Source organism: Collinsella sp. AM28-11LB (assembly GCF_003469895.1).
In the GTDB taxonomy this organism is placed as follows: Bacteria; Actinomycetota; Coriobacteriia; order Coriobacteriales; family Coriobacteriaceae; genus Collinsella.
Map to the genome: position 1 here is coordinate 86,276 of NZ_QSKJ01000005.1, position 19,768 is coordinate 106,043.

General features: G+C 60.2%; 17 protein-coding genes. 6 read left to right on the forward strand and 11 right to left on the reverse strand.

Annotated features, from left to right (window positions below):
- Positions 1 to 61: 61 nt before the first annotated feature.
- The 4 genes from DW732_RS04830 to DW732_RS04845 all read right to left on the reverse strand — a co-directional run bounded on the left by DW732_RS04830 (position 62) and on the right by DW732_RS04845 (position 3,919).
- The gene (locus DW732_RS04830) at positions 62 to 970 is read right to left on the reverse strand and encodes a UTP--glucose-1-phosphate uridylyltransferase (RefSeq protein WP_117734321.1); all 909 of its coding nucleotides are present in this window, start codon (positions 968 to 970) and stop codon (positions 62 to 64) included.
- 314 nt (positions 971 to 1,284) lie between these two features.
- Positions 1,285 to 1,662 carry a 50S ribosomal protein L7/L12 gene (gene rplL / locus DW732_RS04835; protein WP_006235005.1) on the reverse strand — a complete coding sequence of 126 codons (378 nt, stop codon included), beginning with the start codon at positions 1,660 to 1,662 and terminating at the stop codon, positions 1,285 to 1,287.
- Positions 1,663 to 1,764: 102 nt separating this feature from the next.
- The gene (gene rplJ, locus DW732_RS04840) at positions 1,765 to 2,286 is read right to left on the reverse strand and encodes a 50S ribosomal protein L10 (RefSeq protein ID WP_118098956.1); all 522 of its coding nucleotides are present in this window, start codon (positions 2,284 to 2,286) and stop codon (positions 1,765 to 1,767) included.
- Positions 2,287 to 2,794: 508 nt separating this feature from the next.
- Positions 2,795 to 3,919 (reverse strand): pyridoxal phosphate-dependent aminotransferase, encoded by a 1,125-nt coding sequence (locus DW732_RS04845; protein WP_233539365.1) that lies wholly within the window; start codon positions 3,917 to 3,919, stop codon positions 2,795 to 2,797.
- Positions 3,920 to 4,024: 105 nt separating this feature from the next.
- On the opposite strand from DW732_RS04845, the gene DW732_RS04850 reads away from it, so the two are divergent.
- Positions 4,025 to 4,687 carry a hypothetical protein gene (locus tag DW732_RS04850; RefSeq protein WP_118098958.1) on the forward strand — a complete coding sequence of 221 codons (663 nt, stop codon included), beginning with the start codon at positions 4,025 to 4,027 and terminating at the stop codon, positions 4,685 to 4,687.
- A 1-nt stretch (position 4,688) separates the two neighbouring features.
- Here the strand turns inward: DW732_RS04850 and DW732_RS04855 are convergent, their stop codons facing one another.
- From DW732_RS04855 to DW732_RS04880, 6 genes are all read right to left on the reverse strand, one after another.
- Positions 4,689 to 5,252, reverse strand: a complete 564-nt coding sequence (locus DW732_RS04855) for a uracil-DNA glycosylase family protein (RefSeq protein ID WP_117734317.1) — start codon at positions 5,250 to 5,252, stop codon at positions 4,689 to 4,691.
- A gap of 3 nt (positions 5,253 to 5,255) precedes the next feature.
- Positions 5,256 to 6,632, reverse strand: a complete 1,377-nt coding sequence (locus tag DW732_RS04860) for an alpha-amylase family glycosyl hydrolase (RefSeq protein WP_118098959.1) — start codon at positions 6,630 to 6,632, stop codon at positions 5,256 to 5,258.
- Positions 6,633 to 6,760: 128 nt separating this feature from the next.
- Positions 6,761 to 7,957 (reverse strand): MFS transporter, encoded by a 1,197-nt coding sequence (locus DW732_RS04865; RefSeq protein ID WP_118098960.1) that lies wholly within the window; start codon positions 7,955 to 7,957, stop codon positions 6,761 to 6,763.
- Between the two features lie 124 nt (positions 7,958 to 8,081).
- The gene (feoB, locus tag DW732_RS04870) at positions 8,082 to 10,493 is read right to left on the reverse strand and encodes a ferrous iron transport protein B (protein WP_118098961.1); all 2,412 of its coding nucleotides are present in this window, start codon (positions 10,491 to 10,493) and stop codon (positions 8,082 to 8,084) included.
- A gap of 269 nt (positions 10,494 to 10,762) precedes the next feature.
- Positions 10,763 to 12,226: a basic amino acid/polyamine antiporter gene (locus DW732_RS04875; protein ID WP_118098962.1), complete on the reverse strand. Its 1,464-nt coding sequence runs from the start codon at positions 12,224 to 12,226 to the stop codon at positions 10,763 to 10,765.
- Between the two features lie 108 nt (positions 12,227 to 12,334).
- Positions 12,335 to 13,111 carry a dimethylarginine dimethylaminohydrolase family protein gene (locus DW732_RS04880; RefSeq protein WP_117635364.1) on the reverse strand — a complete coding sequence of 259 codons (777 nt, stop codon included), beginning with the start codon at positions 13,109 to 13,111 and terminating at the stop codon, positions 12,335 to 12,337.
- A 254-nt stretch (positions 13,112 to 13,365) separates the two neighbouring features.
- Between DW732_RS04880 and DW732_RS04885 the strand changes: the two genes are divergently transcribed.
- Complete coding sequence (locus tag DW732_RS04885; protein ID WP_117635365.1) at positions 13,366 to 14,016, forward strand: GntR family transcriptional regulator; 651 nt, start codon at positions 13,366 to 13,368, stop codon at positions 14,014 to 14,016.
- Positions 14,017 to 14,129: 113 nt separating this feature from the next.
- On the opposite strand, the gene DW732_RS04890 is transcribed toward DW732_RS04885, so the two are convergent.
- On the reverse strand, positions 14,130 to 15,032 hold the full coding sequence (locus DW732_RS04890; protein WP_117798555.1) for an alpha/beta hydrolase: 903 nt from the start codon (positions 15,030 to 15,032) through the stop codon (positions 14,130 to 14,132).
- A gap of 248 nt (positions 15,033 to 15,280) precedes the next feature.
- On the opposite strand from DW732_RS04890, the gene DW732_RS04895 reads away from it, so the two are divergent.
- The 4 genes from DW732_RS04895 (at position 15,281) to DW732_RS04910 (ending at position 19,608) form a co-directional block, all read left to right on the forward strand.
- Positions 15,281 to 15,844: a PTS glucose transporter subunit IIA gene (locus tag DW732_RS04895; protein WP_117743083.1), complete on the forward strand. Its 564-nt coding sequence runs from the start codon at positions 15,281 to 15,283 to the stop codon at positions 15,842 to 15,844.
- A 181-nt stretch (positions 15,845 to 16,025) separates the two neighbouring features.
- Positions 16,026 to 17,429 (forward strand): asparagine--tRNA ligase, encoded by a 1,404-nt coding sequence (gene asnS, locus DW732_RS04900; RefSeq protein ID WP_117743084.1) that lies wholly within the window; start codon positions 16,026 to 16,028, stop codon positions 17,427 to 17,429.
- Positions 17,430 to 17,678: 249 nt separating this feature from the next.
- Positions 17,679 to 18,467, forward strand: a complete 789-nt coding sequence (locus DW732_RS04905; protein ID WP_118098963.1) for a hypothetical protein — start codon at positions 17,679 to 17,681, stop codon at positions 18,465 to 18,467.
- A gap of 160 nt (positions 18,468 to 18,627) precedes the next feature.
- Positions 18,628 to 19,608 (forward strand): ABC transporter substrate-binding protein, encoded by a 981-nt coding sequence (locus DW732_RS04910; RefSeq protein WP_118098964.1) that lies wholly within the window; start codon positions 18,628 to 18,630, stop codon positions 19,606 to 19,608.
- The last annotated feature ends 160 nt before the right edge of the window (positions 19,609 to 19,768 follow it).

Genomic DNA, 19,768 nt, shown 5'->3' on the forward strand with positions numbered 1-19,768 from the left:
GGCTTACATGGCCCGCGAACAAAAAACGGGTGCGAACCGAAGTCCGCACCCGTGGCACGTGCTAGTTGCGCTTAAGACCGCCGCGCTCGTCGATGGCGTCCCAGAAGGCATCGGCAAAGCGGGGGTCGCTTGCTGCCATGAGGGCGTTGGTTGCCATCCAGCCAGAGGGAGTGCCGGTGTCGTAGCCCGACAGCGGGTCGATGACGACGGCATACATTGCCTCGCGGTCGAGCGAACGGGCCATGGCGTCGGTCAGCTGGATCTCGCCACCCTTACCGGCCTGCTGGTCGGCAAGCAGGTCCATGACCAGCGGGCTCAGCAGGTAGCGGCCGACGATGTACAGGTTGGACGGAGCCGCCTCGGGGGCGGGCTTCTCGACCAGACCGCCGATACGCCAGACAGCGCCCGGCTCAGCATCGGCAACGTCCTCGGCACCCTCGAGCGAACCGACGCGCTCACCGGCGATCACGCCGTAGCGGCTGACCTCCTCGGGCGAGCAAGCAGCGACGGCGATAACCGAAGCGCCACCGTGCTCCTTGGAGACGGCGAGCATCTTGTCGCAGATGTCGCGGTTGGGCACAACGTAGTCGCCCAGAAGAACAAGGAAGTTCTCCCCTGCCACGGCGTCGGCAGCAGAGCGGATAGCATGGCCGAGGCCCTTGGGCTCGTACTGATAACGGAAATCGACCGGCATACCGCCAGCGTGGGCTACGGCATCGGCATAGGCGTTCTTGCCGCGCTCGCGCAGCAGGTTCTCGAGCGAGCGATCGGGCTGGAAGTAGCTCAGCAGCTCGGGCTTACCGGGAGAGGTAACGATGATGGCATCGTCGACCTCCTCGGGCTCGAGCGCCTCCTCGACGACGTACTGAATGACGGGCTTGTCGAGCACCGGCAGCATCTCTTTGGGCGTGCACTTAGTGCCAGGCAGAAAACGCGTGCCAAGACCGGCGGCGGGGATGATTGCCTTCATGTTATTCAAAGATCCTTTCGCAGGCGCAAAAGCGCCCCATGCGTGCGGCACACAGCCGCAGACCAAATTGCGATACCCAAGCATCTTACCGCTGGAACTATATGTCGCTACAAGGCAGAGACAATTCTTCAGCAGGTCAACGCAAATTATTGCTCGAATGGTGCAATTTTATTGTCCAACGGCAGGGCACCCGCTACGACGCAAATCACAGAACATGGTAGTTTGAGCAACCGATGCCGAGGGACCGAAAAACAAAAAAGACGGGGCTCGCAATGCGAACCCCGTCTGCAAAGAAATCTGGCGAGAAAGCCTGATTACTTGAGGGTGACAGCAGCGCCAGCAGCCTCGAGCTTCTCCTTGGCAGCCTCGGCGTCCTCCTTCTTGGCACCCTCGAGAACAGCCTTGGGAGCGCCCTCGACGACCTCCTTGGCCTCCTTCAGGCCAAGGTTGGTGAGCTCACGGACGGCCTTGATGACCTGAATCTTGTTGTCGCCGAAGCCCTCGAGCACGACGTCAAACTCGGTCTTCTCCTCGGCCTCAGCAGCGCCAGCAGCGGGAGCGGCGACAACAGCGGCAGGAGCAGCGGCGGAAACGCCGAAGGTGTCCTCGATAGCCTTGACGAGCTCGGAAGCCTCGAGAAGGGTCATTTCCTTAAGAGCATCGATGATCTCATCGGTGGTAAGCTTAGCCATTTCTAAGTCCTTTCGGTTTCCGTGTCTGTGCACGGAGATCAGTTAAAACACGGCGCGAATGCGCCAGGGGTGCGGCGTTGCCGCCGCAGGTGAAAACAGCGACTAGGCTGCCTTCTGCTCGGAGACCTGCTGGATCGAACGAGCGAGACCAGAGGAAACGCCGTTGACGCAGACAGCGATGTCGCGAGCGAAACCGGAGATGAGACCGGCGATCTGGCCGAGAAGCTGATCCTTGGTGGGCAGCTCGGCGATAGCCTTAACATCATCAGCGGAAACGGCCTTGCCGTCGGAGATACCGCCCTTGATCTCAAGGACGCCCTTGGACTTAGCAGAGAAGTCCTTGAGGGCCTTAGCGGCCTCGACCGGCTCGGTCTCGTAGAACACATAAGCGACGGGGCCGGCGAGAATCTCGTCGAGCTCGGGCTGCTCCTGGTTCTTGAGAGCGATCTTGACCAGGTTGTTCTTGTAGACCTTCATCTCGGCGCCGCACTCGCGAAGCTGATGACGCAGCTCCTGAGCCTGCTTAACCGTCAGACCGTTGTAGTTGACGACGAACAGACCGGCGTTCTCGGCGATACGGGACTCAATCTCTGCAACCTTCTCGATTTTGTACTGCTGGGGCATGAATTACACCTCCTCGAATTCTTTCCGGGCACGGTCCGCCACAAGGACGTGACGGGGGCATGTCCAAAAAGAAAGCCCCCGCGCTGCATGAGCGACGGGGGCGAGAAGACATATCTACTCGACCACCTCGGCTGGCGGGATATCCCATTAAGCTCGCGAGCAATGCCCGTTTGCACCGGCTGTCTCTGGCAGCGGATTCGTGCGTGAACCGAAAGTATTATGGCGGGGACCCCGGCGTCGGTCAACGGGCGCGAGGATTCGTACACAAACCCTGCATACGCTCCGACCGGGAGGGGCAGGGCGAGTTTTCCGCTCGGTCAAGTCCTGGGCTCGCACGAAGGCCACATTAAGTGGCCTTCGGCTCGTGCGGAATCTACGGAAAACTCGCCCTGCCCCTCCCGGCCGGAGCTACGTTGCCTTTGCTGCGAATCCTCGTGTCCGTTGAGCGACGCGCCCCACGCATAACCCTTATTTATGTCGGTGGGCTGATGTGTTGCATCCCTGAGGACTACAAAGTCGAAATGAAGGCGGACAGGCGATTTAGGCCTTCGTCTAGGTCTTTGTCGGAGACGCAGTAGCTTAGGCGGATGTGGCCTTCGCAGCCGAAGCAGTCTCCGGGGACTAGGGCTACGTTTGCTTCTTTGATGGCTTTGATGCAGAACTCTTCGCTGGTTAGGCCGTACTGTTTGATGCTGGGGAAGGCGTAGAAGGCTCCTGCTGGTTCTACTGCGTCGAGGCCCATGGCGTCTAAGGCTGCGAGTACGCGCTCGCGGCGGTCTCGGTAGACTTCGAGCATGGGGGTTGGGTCGACGGTGAGGGCTCTGGCTGCGGCGTCCATTTCGAAGGAGACGGCACTCGATACTAAGTATTGGTGAGCTTTTGCGATCTCGGCGATGACGGGGGCTGCGGCTGCGAGCCAGCCCAAGCGCCAGCCGGTCATGGCCCAGGGTTTGGAAAAGCTCTCGATGACCACCGTCTGATCACGCAGCTCCGGGTGTCGCTGGGCAAACCGCTCGTAGCCATCCACATAGACCAGGCGGTTGTATACGTCGTCGCAGACCACGTAGATGCCCGTCTGCTCCGCCACGCGTGCCACGGCGTCGAGCGAGGCCGCGTTGAGGATGCAGCCCGTTGGATTGTTGGGCGAGCAGATGACGATGGCCTTGGTCGCCGGCGTCACGCAGGCACGAAGCGCGTGCTCGTCAATCTGAAACTGTGCGGGCTCTGTATCCAAAAAGACTGCTTTGGCGTGGTTGGCCACAACGATGCTCTCGTACAGGCCAAAGGCCGGTGTGGGGATAATGACCTCGTCACCAGGGTTGAGCATAGCCATGAACGTTGCCGACAGGGCCTCGGTCGCGCCGTCGGTCAGGATGACCTCGTCGGCAGAAAACGTAAGACCCGCGTCGTCCATGTAGGCAGACAGCGCCTCGCGCAGGGCGGGGCGGCCGTTGTTGGGCGGATAGTGCGTGTCACCGCGGTCCAGCGAGGCGGCCACCTCGGCGCTGATCACATCGGGCGTGGGAAAATCGGGCTCGCCAAGCGCGAGTGCGATGCACCCCGGGTGCTGAGCGGCGAGCGCGTTGATCCGACGGATGCCGGAAGGCTTGAGCGTGGCAAGCGAGGTATTCATGGGCAGGCGCATGGCGTTCCTTTCGTAAGGGTTGCACTAGGATAGCGCGGCGAGGCGCCGCCAGACGGTGTAACCTAAACGGAAACGAACCGGAAAGGAGGCGGCATGGAAACAGATCCGCAGGGCAATAAGCCCAAAACACTGCAGAAGATTGCATACGTCAGTATTCTCAATAGCGCCGATCTTGAGTTTTTGCTTTGGGATCTTCAGGATGCCATCGCGGCCTATGCCCGGCTTTCCGGCACCGCGCTCCCCCGCCCGGTCGACTTGAATGCGAATGACGCCGATGCCGCCGTCGATGGCATTGTGCTCGCGATTACGGATAAGCCCAACGATGAGGCGGCATCCGCCGCTCAACAAGCACTCGATCGCTTTGGCAATACGGGAACGCGCGTCTATGTCGTCGTTCAAGCCACCTGTGGGCGCACCGAGGAGGCGCACCGGTATATCGAGTGCCTGCGCCAAGCTTGCGAACTCCGTAGGCTAACGTGGTGCGGCGGCGTTGTCATCTGTGCCGGCAGCGGCATCGCGGCGCTTCACCATTCCCCACGCATGGGACTTCTGCGACGGCCGTTTTCCGAAGCGATGGATAAGCTGGTAGGCGCCGTGCGCATGGGCTGCTCGGTTGAGCACGCCCAACGACTCGGCGGCGGCGACACCGGGGATGTCACAGCAGATGGCGTGGTTTTCGCCAAGCCCGCCGTGCCCACGCCAATCTGGCACGCCATCATCAAACGTCTCGGCACCCGTGCTCAATCAACTATCTAAATTATCGAGCACCCCAGTCAACGGCCTCGCGCCAGCACTCAACGAGGCGCTCCAGGCGCCAGGCCGCGTTAGCGGGACTTGTTGACGGCAATATGACAGCGGGCAGGCCCGTCCGCTCCTGTAGATAGCGCTTGTAGAGGCGCCCCGCCGTGCCACCGTTGCATATTACCTGCTCAATGGACACGTTGCTGGTGATGAGCTCGATGTGTGCCGGCACGACGTTACGAATACTAGCGTCACTCGAGCCCTTGATATCGCAGCTCTCGATCACATCCCACAGGGCTACGCCGCCGTCGAGGAGCATGAATCGCTTGGCGGCAATCGAGGCGTCGAGTGTCGCCGGCGTACCGTCCGCCAAAGGATCGCCCTCATTGGGTGGCACAGGCGCACCGAGGCATGCCGCTATCACGCGCCAAAAGCGGTTCTGAGGGTTGCCATAGTAAAAGGCATTGGCGCGCGAAAGCACCGAGGGGAACGACCCGAGCACCAAAACGCGCGAGTGCCGGTCGAACACGGGCTCAAACCCATGCTCAATATGTTGATAGCCCTCGTCAGACGCAGGCATGGGCTAGACCCTCAGCAGATAACGCACCTCATAGGGCGCAAGCTCAAGCGTGCCCGCCAGCTCGACCGTGGGCGCGACGTCGGCAAGCAGGTCGACAAAGGACCCGTTGAGCTCGCCGGCTGTAAAGGAATAGGTCTCGTCCACGGCATTCACCGCCACGAGCACCGTGGCGTCGTCGCAGGCACGCTCGAACAGCAGCTGCTTGTTTTGAATCACCACGTTACGGTACGCGCCGTAGTTGAGAGCGCGTGCCGCCGCATCGTTTGTCGAGCGCAGGTGTGCAAGCTGCGCAATAAAGCCTGTCAGCTCGTTAGGCGCGGGCTCGTCGAGTGCGGGTCGCAGCGCCCAGTCGCCATCGGGTCCGCCCTTTTCGCCGGCAATCCCCCACTCGCTGCCATAGTAGACGCACGGAATGCCCGGCATACCAAGCAGCATGGCATAGGCGGGACGCAGACAGCGCTTGTCGGTGAGAATGCTCGCCAGGCGCGGTACGTCGTGGTTGTCGACAAAGCTCAGCAGGTGTTTACCGCGGTAGATGCACCACGGGTCGCCGCCAAACTGGCGATGCAGCGAATGGGCGATCTCGAACATATTGACTGAGTTAAAGCTGGAATACAGGCCCTTGTAGCACTCGTAGTTGGTGCAGGAGTCGAGCATCTCGTCGTTGACGATCTGGTTGTAGTCGCCGTGGAGCGTCTCGCCGATCAGTACAAAGTCGGGCTTGAGCTCGCGGGTAAAGGAGTGCAGGCGGCGCATAAAGTCGCGGTCGAGCATGTAGGCGACGTCCAGGCGCAGGCCGTCGATGCCAAAGTCATCGGCCCAACGGCGCACAGACTCGAGCAGGTAATCGACTACGGCAGGATTTTGCAGGTTGAGCTTCACGAGCTCAAAATGGCCCTCCCAGCCCTCGTACCAAAAGCCGTCGCCATAGCAGGATTCGCCGTCAAAGCTAATGTGGAACCAGTCCTTGTAGGGCGAGTCCCACTTGCGCTCCTGCACATCGCGGAAGGCCCAAAAGCCACGGCCCACATGGTTGAAGACCGCATCGAGCACCACGCGGATGCCATGGGCGTGCAGTGTCTCGCATACGGCGGCAAAATCGGCATCTCCACCCAGGCGGCGGTCGATATGGCGCAGGCTGCGCGTATCGTAGCCATGGCTATCGGACTCAAGCGGAGGGTTGATCAACACGGCACCGATACCGAACTCCTGCAGGTAATCGGCCCATTGGGCGATTTTCATGATGGGGGCATCGGGATTGGGCGCGGTACCGGCAGCTTGGAAGAGCTCATCCTCGGCAACAGGCGCGGCGTTTTCGCGCGGAGCCCCGCAAAAGCCCAGCGGATAGATCTGATAGAACGTCGTCTCGTATGCCCACATAACAGCCTCCCGGTAAGCTCAACACAACGACATCCATTGTATGCCCAGCAGGGTAACTAATTTGGGACGGGGCTTTTTTAGCTACCCAATCCAGTCCGCATTCCGCCGCAACTGATGAGGGGGTGTGGTTAGGCGACAGGCTTTGCGCGGCGTATGGCCGGGAACAGCACGGTGATAGCGAGGATGACGCCCACGACGGCAATCGTGCCGCCCGCGTAGCCGATCCAGGCGATACCGGGGCCCGACACCACGGCTCCGCCGATCGCGGTGCCCGTGCCGATACCAAGGTTAAACAGGCCCGAGAAGATCGACATGGCGACGGCCGACGAGTCCGCCGGCGTGTACTTGATGAGCTCGGCCTGAAACGCCACGTTAAAGGCCGTGGCGCAGCAGCCCCATAGTGCGCAGACGGCAAGCACTGCCGCGAGCGACGATGCGGCCGAACCCATGAGCAGCAGGGCCGCCGGCACGCCGGAGAGCGTAATAGCCAAGAACGGGAACCGGTGCCCATCGAACAGGCGGCCAAACAGCCAGCTGCCCACCAGACCGGAGCAGCCAAACGCCGTCAGCGTCATGGTGATGGCGCCTGCGTCGACGTGCGCGACCTGTGCCAGGAACGGCTCGATATAGCTGTAACCCGCGTAGTAGCCGGTCGCCATAAAGACCGTGACCGCGTAGAGCGCAATCAGGAACGGGTTCTTGAGCAGCTCGGGCAGCTGCTTAACGGTAAAGCGCTCACCCGCCGGCATGGCCGGGAACACCGCGGCCTGGTACACCACCGCGGCGGCAGAGAAGGCCCCGACCACGGCAAACGTCATGCGCCAGCCCACGGCCAGGCCGATGGCACGACCGAGGGGCAGGCCGAAAATCTGCGCGATAGACGAGCCCGTGGCGATCATGCTGATGGCGAGCGCCCCGTGGCGGGCGTCAACCAGGCGCGAGGCCATAATCGAGGCGACCGACCAGAACACGGCATGTGCGCAAGCGACCACCAGGCGCGCACAGACCAGGATGGGATATGTCGGTGCCACAGCAGACAGGAACTGACCCAGAGAAAACACGGCGAGCACACCGAGCAGCATACGCTTGAACTCAAAGCGCGAGGCAAACACCATAAGCGGCAGCGACAGCAGCATGACGCCCCAGGCATAGACCGAGATCATGATGCCGGCTTGGGCCTCGGTGAGCGAGAACGACGCGGCGATATCAGTCAAAAGGCCGATGGGCATAAACTCCGACGTGTTGAACACGAACGCGCAACAGGCGAGCCCGATAAGCGGGAGCCACTGCTTGAGCGAGATGCCATCTTGCTTTGTTTGAGCCATATAGGAAAACCTCTCCGATTATCTTGAGCGGTGGGCGATTATATAGCAACGGCCCCGCATCCGTCAGTACAGATGCAGGGCCGAAAACAATTCGATACACAGAGGTTGCGCCGTCAATACATAACTAAGCCAACCCCAGCAATATGCCCGCCGAATGCACGACAAATGCCACGATCCAGGCGACTATCACTTGAAACGCGAACACGGCCACGGCATAGCGCGCGCCCAACTCGCTCTTGACGGCGCCGATTGCCGCCACACAAGGCGGGTACAGCAGTGTAAAGACCAGGAACACGTAGGCGGTAAACGGCGAGAACATGGTCGACAGTGCCGCGGGCGAGGTTGTACCCAAAAGCACCGTGAGGGTCGAGATAACGCTCTCCTTGGCGATAAGTCCAGTAACAAGCGCCGTGGATGCACGCCAGTCGCCAAACCCAAGCGGCGTCAGCGCCGGTGCGATAATGCTACCCAGACCGGCAAGTAGGCTCTGCGACTGATCGGCGACCACATTAAAGCGAATGTCGAACGTCTGAAGGAACCAGATGACCACGGTAGCGGCAAAGATAATGGTAAAGGCCTTGGTAATAAAGTCCTTGGCCTTATCCCATGCCAGCATCACCGTCGTCTTGACGCTCGGTAGGCGGTAATTGGGAAGCTCCATGATAAACGGCACCGGGTCGCCCTTAAATGCCGTGCGGTTAAGCACCAAAGCCGCGATGCAACCAACCGCAATGCCGATCAGATAAAGCGAGACCATAGCGGGAACCGTCGCCTGTGGGAAAAACGCCCCGCACAGCAGACCGTAGACCGGCAGCTTGGCCGAGCAGCTCATAAACGGCGTGAGCATGACCGTCATCTTGCGGTCGTGCTCGGACGGCAACGTGCGGGTCGACATGATAGCCGGCACGGTGCAGCCAAAACCGACGAGCATGGGCACGAAGCTGCGACCCGACAGGCCAAAGCGGCGCAGCACCTTATCCATGACAAAGGCCACGCGCGCCATGTAGCCCGAGTCCTCCAAAATAGAGAGGAACAAGAAGAGCACGACGATGATCGGCAGGAAGGTGAGCACGCTGCCCACGCCTGTGAGCACGCCGTCGACAGCCAGCGAGCGCACCACGTCGTTGGTGCCGAACACCTTGAGACCCGCATCGGCCGAGGCGATGATGGCAGCGATGCCGTCCTCCATGAGGCCCTGCAACGCCGCGCCGATCACGCCAAACGTCAACCAAAAGACGAGGCCCATGATCACCAGGAACGCCGGAATGGCCGTGTAGCGACCCGTCAGGATGCGGTCGATCTTGACGGAACGCACGTGCTCGCGGCTCTCGTGCGGCTTGACAACGCAGCGCCCGCACACGTCGCCGATAAAGCTAAAGCGCATGTCGGCCAGCGCGGACAGACGGTCGGTGCCCGCCTCGCCCTCCATCTGGGTAATGATGTGCTCGATGGCGTCGAGTTCGTTGCGGTCTAGGTGGAGCGCCTCGGTTACCAGCTCGTCGCCCTCAACCAGCTTGGTCGCCGCAAAACGCACGGGAATGTGCGCCGTCGCGGCATGATCCTCGATAAGGTTGGCAATGCCGTGGATGCAGCGATGCAGCGCACCGCCGTCCGAGCCATCGGGCGCACAGAAGTCCAGGCGACCGGGGCGCTCACGGAACCGCGCCACGTGCAAGGCATGATCCACCAACTCGCCGATGCCCTCGTTGCGGGCAGCGCTAATGGGGACAACAGGCACGCCCAACAAGCTCTCGAGCAGGTTGACGTCCACGGCGCCGCCGTTGGCCGTCACCTCGTCCATCATGTTGAGCGCGATGACCATGGGGCGATCGAGTTCCATAAGCTGCAGCGTCAGGTACAGGTTGCGTTCAATATTAGTAGCGTCGATGATGTCGATGATGGCGTCGGGATGCTCGTCCAGGATAAACTGGCGGCTCACAATCTCTTCGCCCGTGTACGGCGACAGGGAGTAAATACCGGGCAGGTCGGTAACGCTCGCCTCGGGGTGGTTACGAATGGTGCCGTCTTTGCGGTCGACCGTCACGCCGGGAAAGTTACCGACATGCTGGTTGGAGCCCGTCAGCTGGTTGAACAGCGTGGTCTTACCGCAGTTTTGGTTGCCGGCGAGGGCAAAGTGCAGCGGCGCGCCCTCGGGCACGGCCGTCTTTGCCGCGCGGGGCGAATACGTTCCCTCGCCGAGGGCCGGGTGCTCCGTTGTGCCAATAGCGGCGTTCACGCGCGGACCCGTATCGGTGTCATGAATACCTACGAGCTCAATACGAGCGGCATCATCCTTGCGCAGCGTCAGCTCGTAGCCACGCAGACGAATCTCGAGCGGGTCGCCCATAGGGGCGTACTTCATCATGGTGACTTCGGTGCCCGGCGTTAGACCCATGTCCAAAATATGCTGTCGGAGTGCCTGATCGTCCGATGCCACCGATGCGACAACGGCGTCCTTTCCAATCTCGAGTGTATCGAGCTTCACGTCCGTGTTCCTCCCCCGGCGCCCACAGGGCGTTGTTTTTATGTTCACCATGGCTAACCGTTTGCCATGGCTAACCAATTTTAACCATGCATGATAGCGCGAACATGCAACGATGTTCAATCGACAGATCGGTGCAAGCTAAGCTGCCCCCATTGCACCCAAGCAGCAAAAGCCCGCGCAAGCAACTAATGTCACCCGCGCGGGCCTGGTGGGCACTCACAGAAGCACGTTACAGAGGCCCACGTCAGTTATGGAATACCGAGCAACACCGACACGCGATGTCTCCGTCGGCTTACCAAGCAATACAGTTCGCCATAGTCTTAGACAATCGGCGCAATGCCGGCAAAGTGCATATACAGCGAGATAATCGCCACGACAATGACCACTGCTGCGATCAGCTTGTCGTGCATATGCGGAAGCACCTGCTTGCCGCGCCCGCGCTCGCCCACAATGTAGACGGGAATGGCCGGGGCAAATAGGATCGTCGAGATCATGACGCCCTGGAGACCCGTCGACCACACAAGGAACAACGTGTAGATAAAGCCGAGCGTACCGAAGAAGCGCGCCTTGCCGACACTTGGCGCATGCGGCCCGTCCAGATGCTCCCTCTTCCAGCCGATCACCATGTAATAGGCAGCCGAGCAGACATACGGAACCAGAATCGTGTTAACCGCGCAGCTATAGAAGAACTGGTACGTGCTCGCCGCCACATACGACACGATCAAGAAGAGCTGCGTGATTCCGGAGCTCACGAGAATCGTCACCACCGGGGCATCATGCTTGTTCGTCTTAGCAAACGCCAACGGGAAGGAACCCTGGCGCGCCGCCTCGAACGGCGTCTCGGATGCAATGATGACGTAACCCAGCATTGCGCCGACCAGCGAGAGGATAACGCCAAGGTTTACGATGGCAGCGCCAACCGGACCGATTGCGCGCTCGAGAATTCCCGCCATGGAGGGCGTTGCAAGCTGCGCCATCTCCGCGCGCGGCATAATGCCGAGCGACAGCATCGAGATAATCAGATACAGCGTGAACACGGCCGCAAATCCAAGCGCCGTCGAGCGACCGACGTCGCGCACATACTTTGCGCGGCCCGAGATGACGACGGCGCCCTCGATGCCCGTGAAGACCCAGACAAGGGCAATCATGGTCGAGACAACCTGCTCGCCAAAACCAGGACCAGCCGGCTCGCCCCAAAAGTTATCCATAAAGATATCGACATCGAACTTACCCAGGAGCACGATGCTCAGCACAAAGAGCCCCAATGGTACCAACTTCGCTAACGTGACGATCGTGTTGATGCCCGCAGCCTCCTTGACGCCACGAAGCACAAGGGCGGTAAGGAACCACAGAAACACGCTGGCGCAGACGATGGAAAGCAGATTGTTGCCCGCGCCAAATGCGGGGAAGAAATAGCCCAGCGCGCTAAACAGCAAGAGCGCAAAGCTCACGTTGGAAAGGCACGCGCTGATCCAGTAGCCCCAAGCGGAGTTGAATCCAATGTAATCGCCAAAGCCGGCCGCAGCATATGCATAGATGCCGCCGGTCAGGTCAGGACGAGCCTGAGACAGACCGTTGAACACCATCATCAGCGCAAAGACGCCAATAAAGCAAATTCCCCACGAGATAATGACCGCGCCGGTATTGGCTCCGCCTGCCGCCATATCGCCGGCAAGAGAAAAGATACCGCCGCAAATGCTCGCGGTGATAACCATCATGGTCAGACGGAAAAGATCAAGACCATTGGGGTCGATCATCTCGTCGTTACGAGTTTTAGAGGCCATTATATGTGCACCCCCTCCATCAGACGACCGCATAAAGATGGCCCGGACGTCCCGAATCGGGTGCCGGGCCATCGGTCAAGCGATCATTAAGCTAGTACAGCGACCGCATTAGAAGCGCAGGGACAGGCAGGAGAGGCCGCCGTCGACCTTGCGGTACTCGGAGGTATCGACAACAAGCGTCTTGTAGCCCAGATCCTGCACGGCCTTGAGCACGGTCGGATAGCCCTCGGCAACGATGACCGTACCGTTGACCCAGATGCAGTTGGCGCCGTAAGCCTCGTCCTCGGGCACGACGATCTTGTTGTACTGGGCAAAGTCGGGCTTATCGATAAACTCACCGGAGACGAGCATGTTGTTGTCCTCGATGTAGTTGACGCCCGTCTTGAGGTGCAGGACCTCCTCCAGCGGCACCTCGGAGCCCTCGAGGCCCCAGCCCTCGAGAATCTCGCAGAACTGGCGGATACCCTCTTCGTTGGTGCGAGCGGAGCGACCGACGTAGAAGTGGTCGCCGACCATCATGACGTCGCCGCCGTCGAGCGTGCCGGGGGAAACGATGTGCTTCACATGCTCGTCGTCAAAGAAGCGACGGACGACCGGCTCGATCTCGTCCTTCTCGCCATTACGGCTGTCGGCGCCGGGGTTGGTAATGATGGCGCCGCAGCGAGTGATAACGGCCGGATCCTCGACGAAGCAGCTGTCGGGATACTGCTCGAGAGCCGGCAGCACCGACACGTCAACGCCGCACTGCTCGAGTGCGTGCTCGTAATCGTAATGCTCCTCGATAGCGCGCTCGTAGATGGGCTGGCCAAGCTCGGGAGCGCTCGTGATGCCATTGCTCAAGGACTTGCCGGGACGACGGATAATGACGTGGCTGAACTTGGTCATGATGATCCTCCTTGGATCTCTTAGTAGAGGGCGGACTTCCTCGCGCCCGCCTTCCTTCCGGCGGCTTTATCTTAGGGTGTCTTTGCTGTTTTGTATATTGTATACAATCCTGAGCGGTAGGTTTTTCTCGGTAAGCGTTTTTTTGCTTCTTCTGATTAAGTAGCGCGATTTAGCTGGTCGTTCTATAATTCAATTAGCCTATTCAAGCGAAACGTATTAAGAATTGAAAATATACAGTTAAGGGTTATAAGTTCATGGAAACACTCAGAAGGCCCTTGAAGGACCATGTATACGACTACATTTCGAGTCGTATAGACGCCGGCGAGCTTTCGGCCGGCGACCGCGTGAGCGAGCAAGCGATCTGCGATGCCATGGGCGTTTCGCGCACGCCGGTTCGCGAAGCGCTCATCCAGCTAGCAAGCGATGGCTATCTGGACAATCTCCCCCGCCGCGGATTCCGCGTCCGTGGATTCGATCAGCAAAATGCCGTTGAGGTCTTTGAGATTATGGGGCCGCTCGACGGGCAGGCAGCATATCTCGCCTGCCCCCTCCTGACCGAAGAGGACATCATGCAGCTAAAGTTTTTGGTTGGGTCCATGGACCTTGCGATCCAGGGCGGTCTTATCCGAAAGTACGACGACATTCAGCGAGACTTTCACCTGACGTACTTTAACCGCTGCGGCAACGACCGTCTACGCGACATGATTTCGCAACTCGAACGCTGTTTTATCAAGCGCGATTACGAGACCGTCGACCAGGAGACGGCGTGCAAACTCCTGGGCATAGCCAATGCCGAGCATGCTCATATTCTTGAGCTGTTCGAAGCGCGAGATGCAGTGGGCGTGCGAGACTACGTTCGCGATGTCCATTGGAACACGGACAACGCCCAGTTCACCGTTTGGTAGAAAAGCAACAAAGGTAGCTTTCAAATGTCCACCTCACGAGAGTGGATAATCTCCCATTTTTGTCGAAAAGCAGACCAAAAAATGGGAGATTATCCACTCTCGTGCTGCGCGGTCTAAAACCCGTGGCGCTCGAGGAAGCGGAAGGCTAGACGAATCCAAGGACGGACCGCCACCTGCTTGTCCTCGTTGTCGACTGCGGTGTTGGCGTTACCGAGCGAAAGGCCGTGGCCGCCCTGGTCAAAGACGTGCATCTCGCATGCGACGCCCTCCTCGGCCATGCGCTGCGCAAACGGGTAGACCTGCGCGATCGGCGCCGTCTTGTCGTCGGACACGCCCCACACAAAGGTCGGCGGCATCTGGCGCGAAACATGCGTGGTGGGGCAGATGTCGGCCAAGTGTTCGTCGGTTGCCTCACCGCCCGTCACCATCGACAGGTAGTCGTTAAGCAAATCACGTCCCGTCTTGCCGCCCGTCTTGGGCACGCGCAGGTCAATGCGCGGATCGCACGTCTGCATGTCGCGCACATAGGCAAGGTCGAGCAATGGATAGCCCAGCACCACGGCATCGGGGCGAATATCATCCGGACGCACCCCGGCAAGCGCCGCAAAGGGACCGGTCTTCCACTGCGTTGCTAACGAGGCACAAATCATGCCGCCCGCCGAAAAGCCCACGACGCACACGCGCTTGGGGTCGACATGCCATTCGTCGGCATTAGCGCGCACCGTGGCGACCATCTTGGCAAGATCGGCCTGCGGGTGCGGAAAACTCACGTCGCCCGTGCCGCTTGTCACATAGTTGAGCACAAAAGCCTGGTACCCGTGATCCAAAAACGCAAACGCCACCGGATCTTGCTCATGCGGAGCGATGTGCGTAAACGCGCCTCCGCCGCAGATGATCGCTGCCGGGCGACGACCATTAGGCTTATCGGGCAGCGGCTCGGCGCCCAAATAGGTAAACGTCGCCGGATACTCCTCAGTCGGCTCCTCGCCCCACAGCGCATGACTCTCGATAATCAATTGGTGCTCCCTTCGCGCAATTCGTGCGCACTATTTTTTCGTCCTCAAGCGTACCCCAGTTGGACCCACGGCGCAGAAACACTCCCGCAATAAGTTCCCTTTCAACTGATATATCACATAATCCCAGCTCAGCACTATCGTTTCACAGCGTAAAATAGGGACGCTGACCGTGCCGGGAAACACATACGTAACGTTTCCGGCTACATTACACGCGTGCAACAGGCGCGCTTGATACGTTGGAGGCAACTATGGGTCTGCTCGATTCGCTCAAGTCCACGTTCACTTCGTCGGGCGAGGCGTCCGTTCCGCCCTCAGCAAGCTTCGCTACCCGCGAAGGCGTCATCTATGCCCCTGTCAACGGCGTACTCGTCAATCTGGACGAGGTTCCCGACGAGACCATCGCCGCGGGCATGCTCGGTCAGGGCTATGGCATCGAGCCCATCACCGGCACCATCTATGCGCCCGCCAACGGCCGCATCGGCGCCACCACCGTCACCAACCACTCCATCGGCATGATCACCGAGGACGGTCTTCGCGTGTTCATCCATGTTGGCCTGGGCACCGTGGAAATGAACGGCAAGGGTTTTGCCCGCTTTGTCGAGATGGGCGATGTGGTCAAGGCAGGCCAGCCGCTCATCAGCTTCGACCGCGAGGCTATTAAGGCCGCCGGTCACGAGGACATCGTGACCGTCATCGTCTCCGAGCTCGATCGTCTTAAGAGCATCGACCATGTCGGCGAGTCTGGAACGCTTATCGGCGGCAACCCGCTCGTCAAGCTTGGCGACCCGCTGCTGGTAGCCAAGACCAAGTAGCCAGGCCCCGTGCCACACAGCCAAAAGGCACCTCGTCAAGCGCCCGCGACCATTTGGCCGCGGGCGCTTTTCGTTTGAAAAACCATCCCGCCAATGCCTTATCTGTATAGCCCAAATGAGCCGAGCTGCTAGAATATCGAACTGTATGGATAACTATCATTCAACCGCTATGGGAGGATACGTGAACCGCACCAAAATCGCGCAGCTCTATGCCGATGCCGAGTCGCTCGGCGGCCAGACCGTCACTGTCGCCGGCTGGGTCAAGTCCGTCCGCGACATGAAGAACTTTGGCTTTGTTACGCTCAACGACGGCAGCTGCTTCCGCGACCTGCAGGTCGTCATGAACCGCGAGGCGCTCGACAACTACGACGAGATCGCCCACCAAAACGTCTCGGCCGCACTCATTTGCACTGGCACCGTCAAGCTGACCCCCGATGCGCCCCAGCCCTTCGAGCTTTCTGCCACCTCCATCGAGATCGAGGGCGTCAGCGCCCCGGATTACCCGCTGCAGAAGAAGCGCGCAACCGTCGAGTTCCTGCGCACCCAGCAGCACCTGCGCCCGCGCACTAACCTGTTCCGCGCCGTGTTCCGCATCCGCTCTGTCGCGGCTGCCGCCATCCACCGGTTCTTCCAGGAGCAGGGCTTTGTCTACGTCAACACCCCCATCATCACCACGAGTGACTGCGAGGGTGCCGGCGAGATGTTCCGCGTGACCACGCTCGACCCCAAAAATCCGCCCCTCACCGAGTCCGGCGAGGTCGACTGGAGCCAGGACTTCTTTGGTAAGCATGCGAGCCTCACCGTGTCCGGTCAGCTCAATGCCGAGAACTTTGCCATGGCCTTTGGCGACGTGTACACCTTTGGCCCCACCTTCCGCGCCGAAAACTCCAACACCACGCGTCACGCCGCCGAGTTTTGGATGATCGAGCCCGAGATGGCCTTTGCCGACCTTAACGACTACATGGATAACGCCGAGGCCATGCTCAAGTACGTCCTTAAGGACGTTATGGCCACCTGCCCCGACGAGCTCAACATGCTCAACAAGTTTGTGGACAAGGGCCTGGTCGAGCGCCTGAACCACGTGGCAAACTCCGACTTTGCCCGCGTTACCTACACCGAGGCCGTCGAGATCCTGGAGCAGGCAGTCGCCGCGGGTCACCAGTTCGACTACCCCGTCAGCTGGGGCATCGACCTGCAGACCGAGCACGAGCGTTTCCTGACCGAGGAACACTTTAAGCGCCCGACCTTCGTAACCGACTACCCTGCCGAGATCAAGGCGTTCTACATGCGCATGAACGAGGACGGCAAGACCGTCGCCGCCGCCGACTGCCTGGTTCCCGGTATCGGCGAGATTATCGGCGGCTCCCAGCGCGAGGAGCGCCTGGATCTGCTCGAGGCCCGCATCAAGGACCTGGGTATGAATCCCGAGCAATACAAGTACTACCTTGACCTGCGCCGCTACGGTTCCTGCAAGCACGCCGGCTACGGTCTGGGCTTCGAGCGCTTGGTGATGTACCTCACCGGCGTGGGCAACATCCGCGACGTCCTGCCGCACCCGCGTACCGTGGGCAACGCCGACTTCTAATCGCCACAGCGCCACCCAGCGCGTTACAGCACATCGCGTCAGCGCCTCTCGGCAAGCCGAGGGGCGCTTTTTTCAACAGCATCCGTCAAGCTTTTGGCAAGTTTTTGGTTAGTTGAGCAGGGCTGTTGAAAACTCGACCCGCCGCTTGCCGACAACTACCGACCGCCCAGAGCGCCTTGCGCCCCTAGGCAAGCCCCGCGTCCTAGGCTCCGTACCGTCGCCACCCAAAATGGAAAGGACGTGGGCGTTATGACCGAAGCCGTTGTTGAAAACTATGAGACCACGACCAGAGGCGCCGCCTCGATGGCGGCCTATCGCGCCGTGCGCATCCTGCAGCTCTTGAGCGAAAACACCGGCGAAGACAAGGCATTGCTTTCCGATGAGTTAATCGAGCACCTCGCCCATCCCGATGACCCCACCCGCATGCCCATCTCGGCGGCGCGGCGCAGCATCTACACCTCGATATCCGCGCTTCGTCACGCCGGATACGAAATCGACTACAAACGCGGCGTGGGCTACAAACTTCTTACCCGCCCGCTCACCGATGAAGAGATCATCCGGCTCCACGGCATGGTCATGCGCAACCGCTCCACGCCTATCGCTATCCGCAAGAGCATGGCGCAGCATTTAGTTGCCATGGCGAGTGCCGACGTTCGCGACTACCTCGATACACCCGAACCCGCTCCAAGCGCAAGCAGCAAGGCTACCAAGGCAACACGCACGCCCATCAAGCGCATCGACACGTGCGAGCTCGTCGAGCAGGCCATCGACCACGGAACGACCGTCAGCTTTGATATCTCGAGTACCCTCGCCCGTGGCGAAACCGAAGCGGTGCGGATGACGCTCCGACCCTTTGCCATCAGGCAGCGCGATGGCATCTCGTATCTGCTGGGAACGGTCTACGACGCCCGAGGCACCGACGATACGCTGCGCACCGTCGAGATCACCCGTATGAGAAACGTCAGCACGCGCCTCCTTGACGGCAAGAAACTCTTTGCCGCCCTGGACGAGGATGATGACGCCGTCTCCGCCGCATAAGCATCTCTGTCACCCATTCGACTACCCGTACCGCCTATCCGGTTCTGTATTAAAAAACCCGCCAGGCTGTTGTAAAAATGGACATCGGCGTTACTATAGTTCCACTTGCACTTTGTCCCAGTGCAGTGTTTCCAGCCATTTTTATACTGGGGGTAATGATATGAAGGGCATCACCATCAGCCGCAGGAGCCTTCTGGTCTCCGCCGGCCTGCTCGCGCTCGCCCCGCTCGCCGGATGCGGCGGCAACTCTGGTTCCGGCTCTGCTGCCGCCGGTTCCGACTACACCATCGGCGTTCTGCAGCTCACCGAGCACTCCGCACTCGATGCCGCCAACAACGGCTTTGTCAAGGCCATCAAGAAAAGCGGCCTTAAGGTCAAGATCGACCAGAAGAACGCCCAGAACGACCAGTCCACGTGTAAGTCCATCGCCGACAAGTTCGTGGGCGATGGCGTCGACCTGATCTACGCCATCGCCACGCCCGCCGCACAGGCTGCTGCCGGTGCCACGGCGGATATCCCCATCGTGGGCTGCGCCATCACCGACTACGCCGCCTCCGGCCTGGTCCAGGACAACGACAGGCCCGGCACCAACGTCACCGGCGCCTCCGACCTTACCCCGGTCGCCGAGCAACTCGAGATGATGCAGAAGGTCCTGCCCGACGTAAAGAAGGTCGGCCTGCTCTACTGCACCGCCGAGTCCAACTCCGACGTCCAAATCAAGGCCGCCAAGAAGGAACTCGACAAGCTTGGCCTGGAGTACACCGACTTCACCGTCTCGAGCTCCAACGAGATCCAGTCCGTCGTCGAGTCCGCCGTGGGCAAGGTCGACGCGCTCTACTCCCCCACCGACAACACCATCGCCGCGGGCGCTTCGCAGGTCGGTCAGATCTGCAAGGAGAACAAGCTCCCCTTCGTTACCGGCGAGGAGGGCATGTGCAAGGCCGGCGGTCTGTTCACCCTCTCCATCAACTATGAGGACCTGGGCTATGCCGCGGGCGAGATGGCCGTTAAGATCCTGAAGGGCGAGGCCAAGCCCGAGGATATGGCTGTCGAGCACCTCTCGAGCAAGGACTTGGTCGTCGTCAAGAACGACGAGATGGCCGAGGCGCTGGGCATCGACCTTTCCGCCCTGGACGAGTAGCACCATGCGCCGTAACACATCTAGGGTTCGTTCTCGCGCCATAGCTGCGTTATTCAATATCTGAGTCCTTGGGGCGAACGCTAAAGACCGGCGTTCGCCCTGCTTGTTTCGGATGAGACAAAACAACCGTCCGCAGCTCTTTTATACATTGTTACCGCTA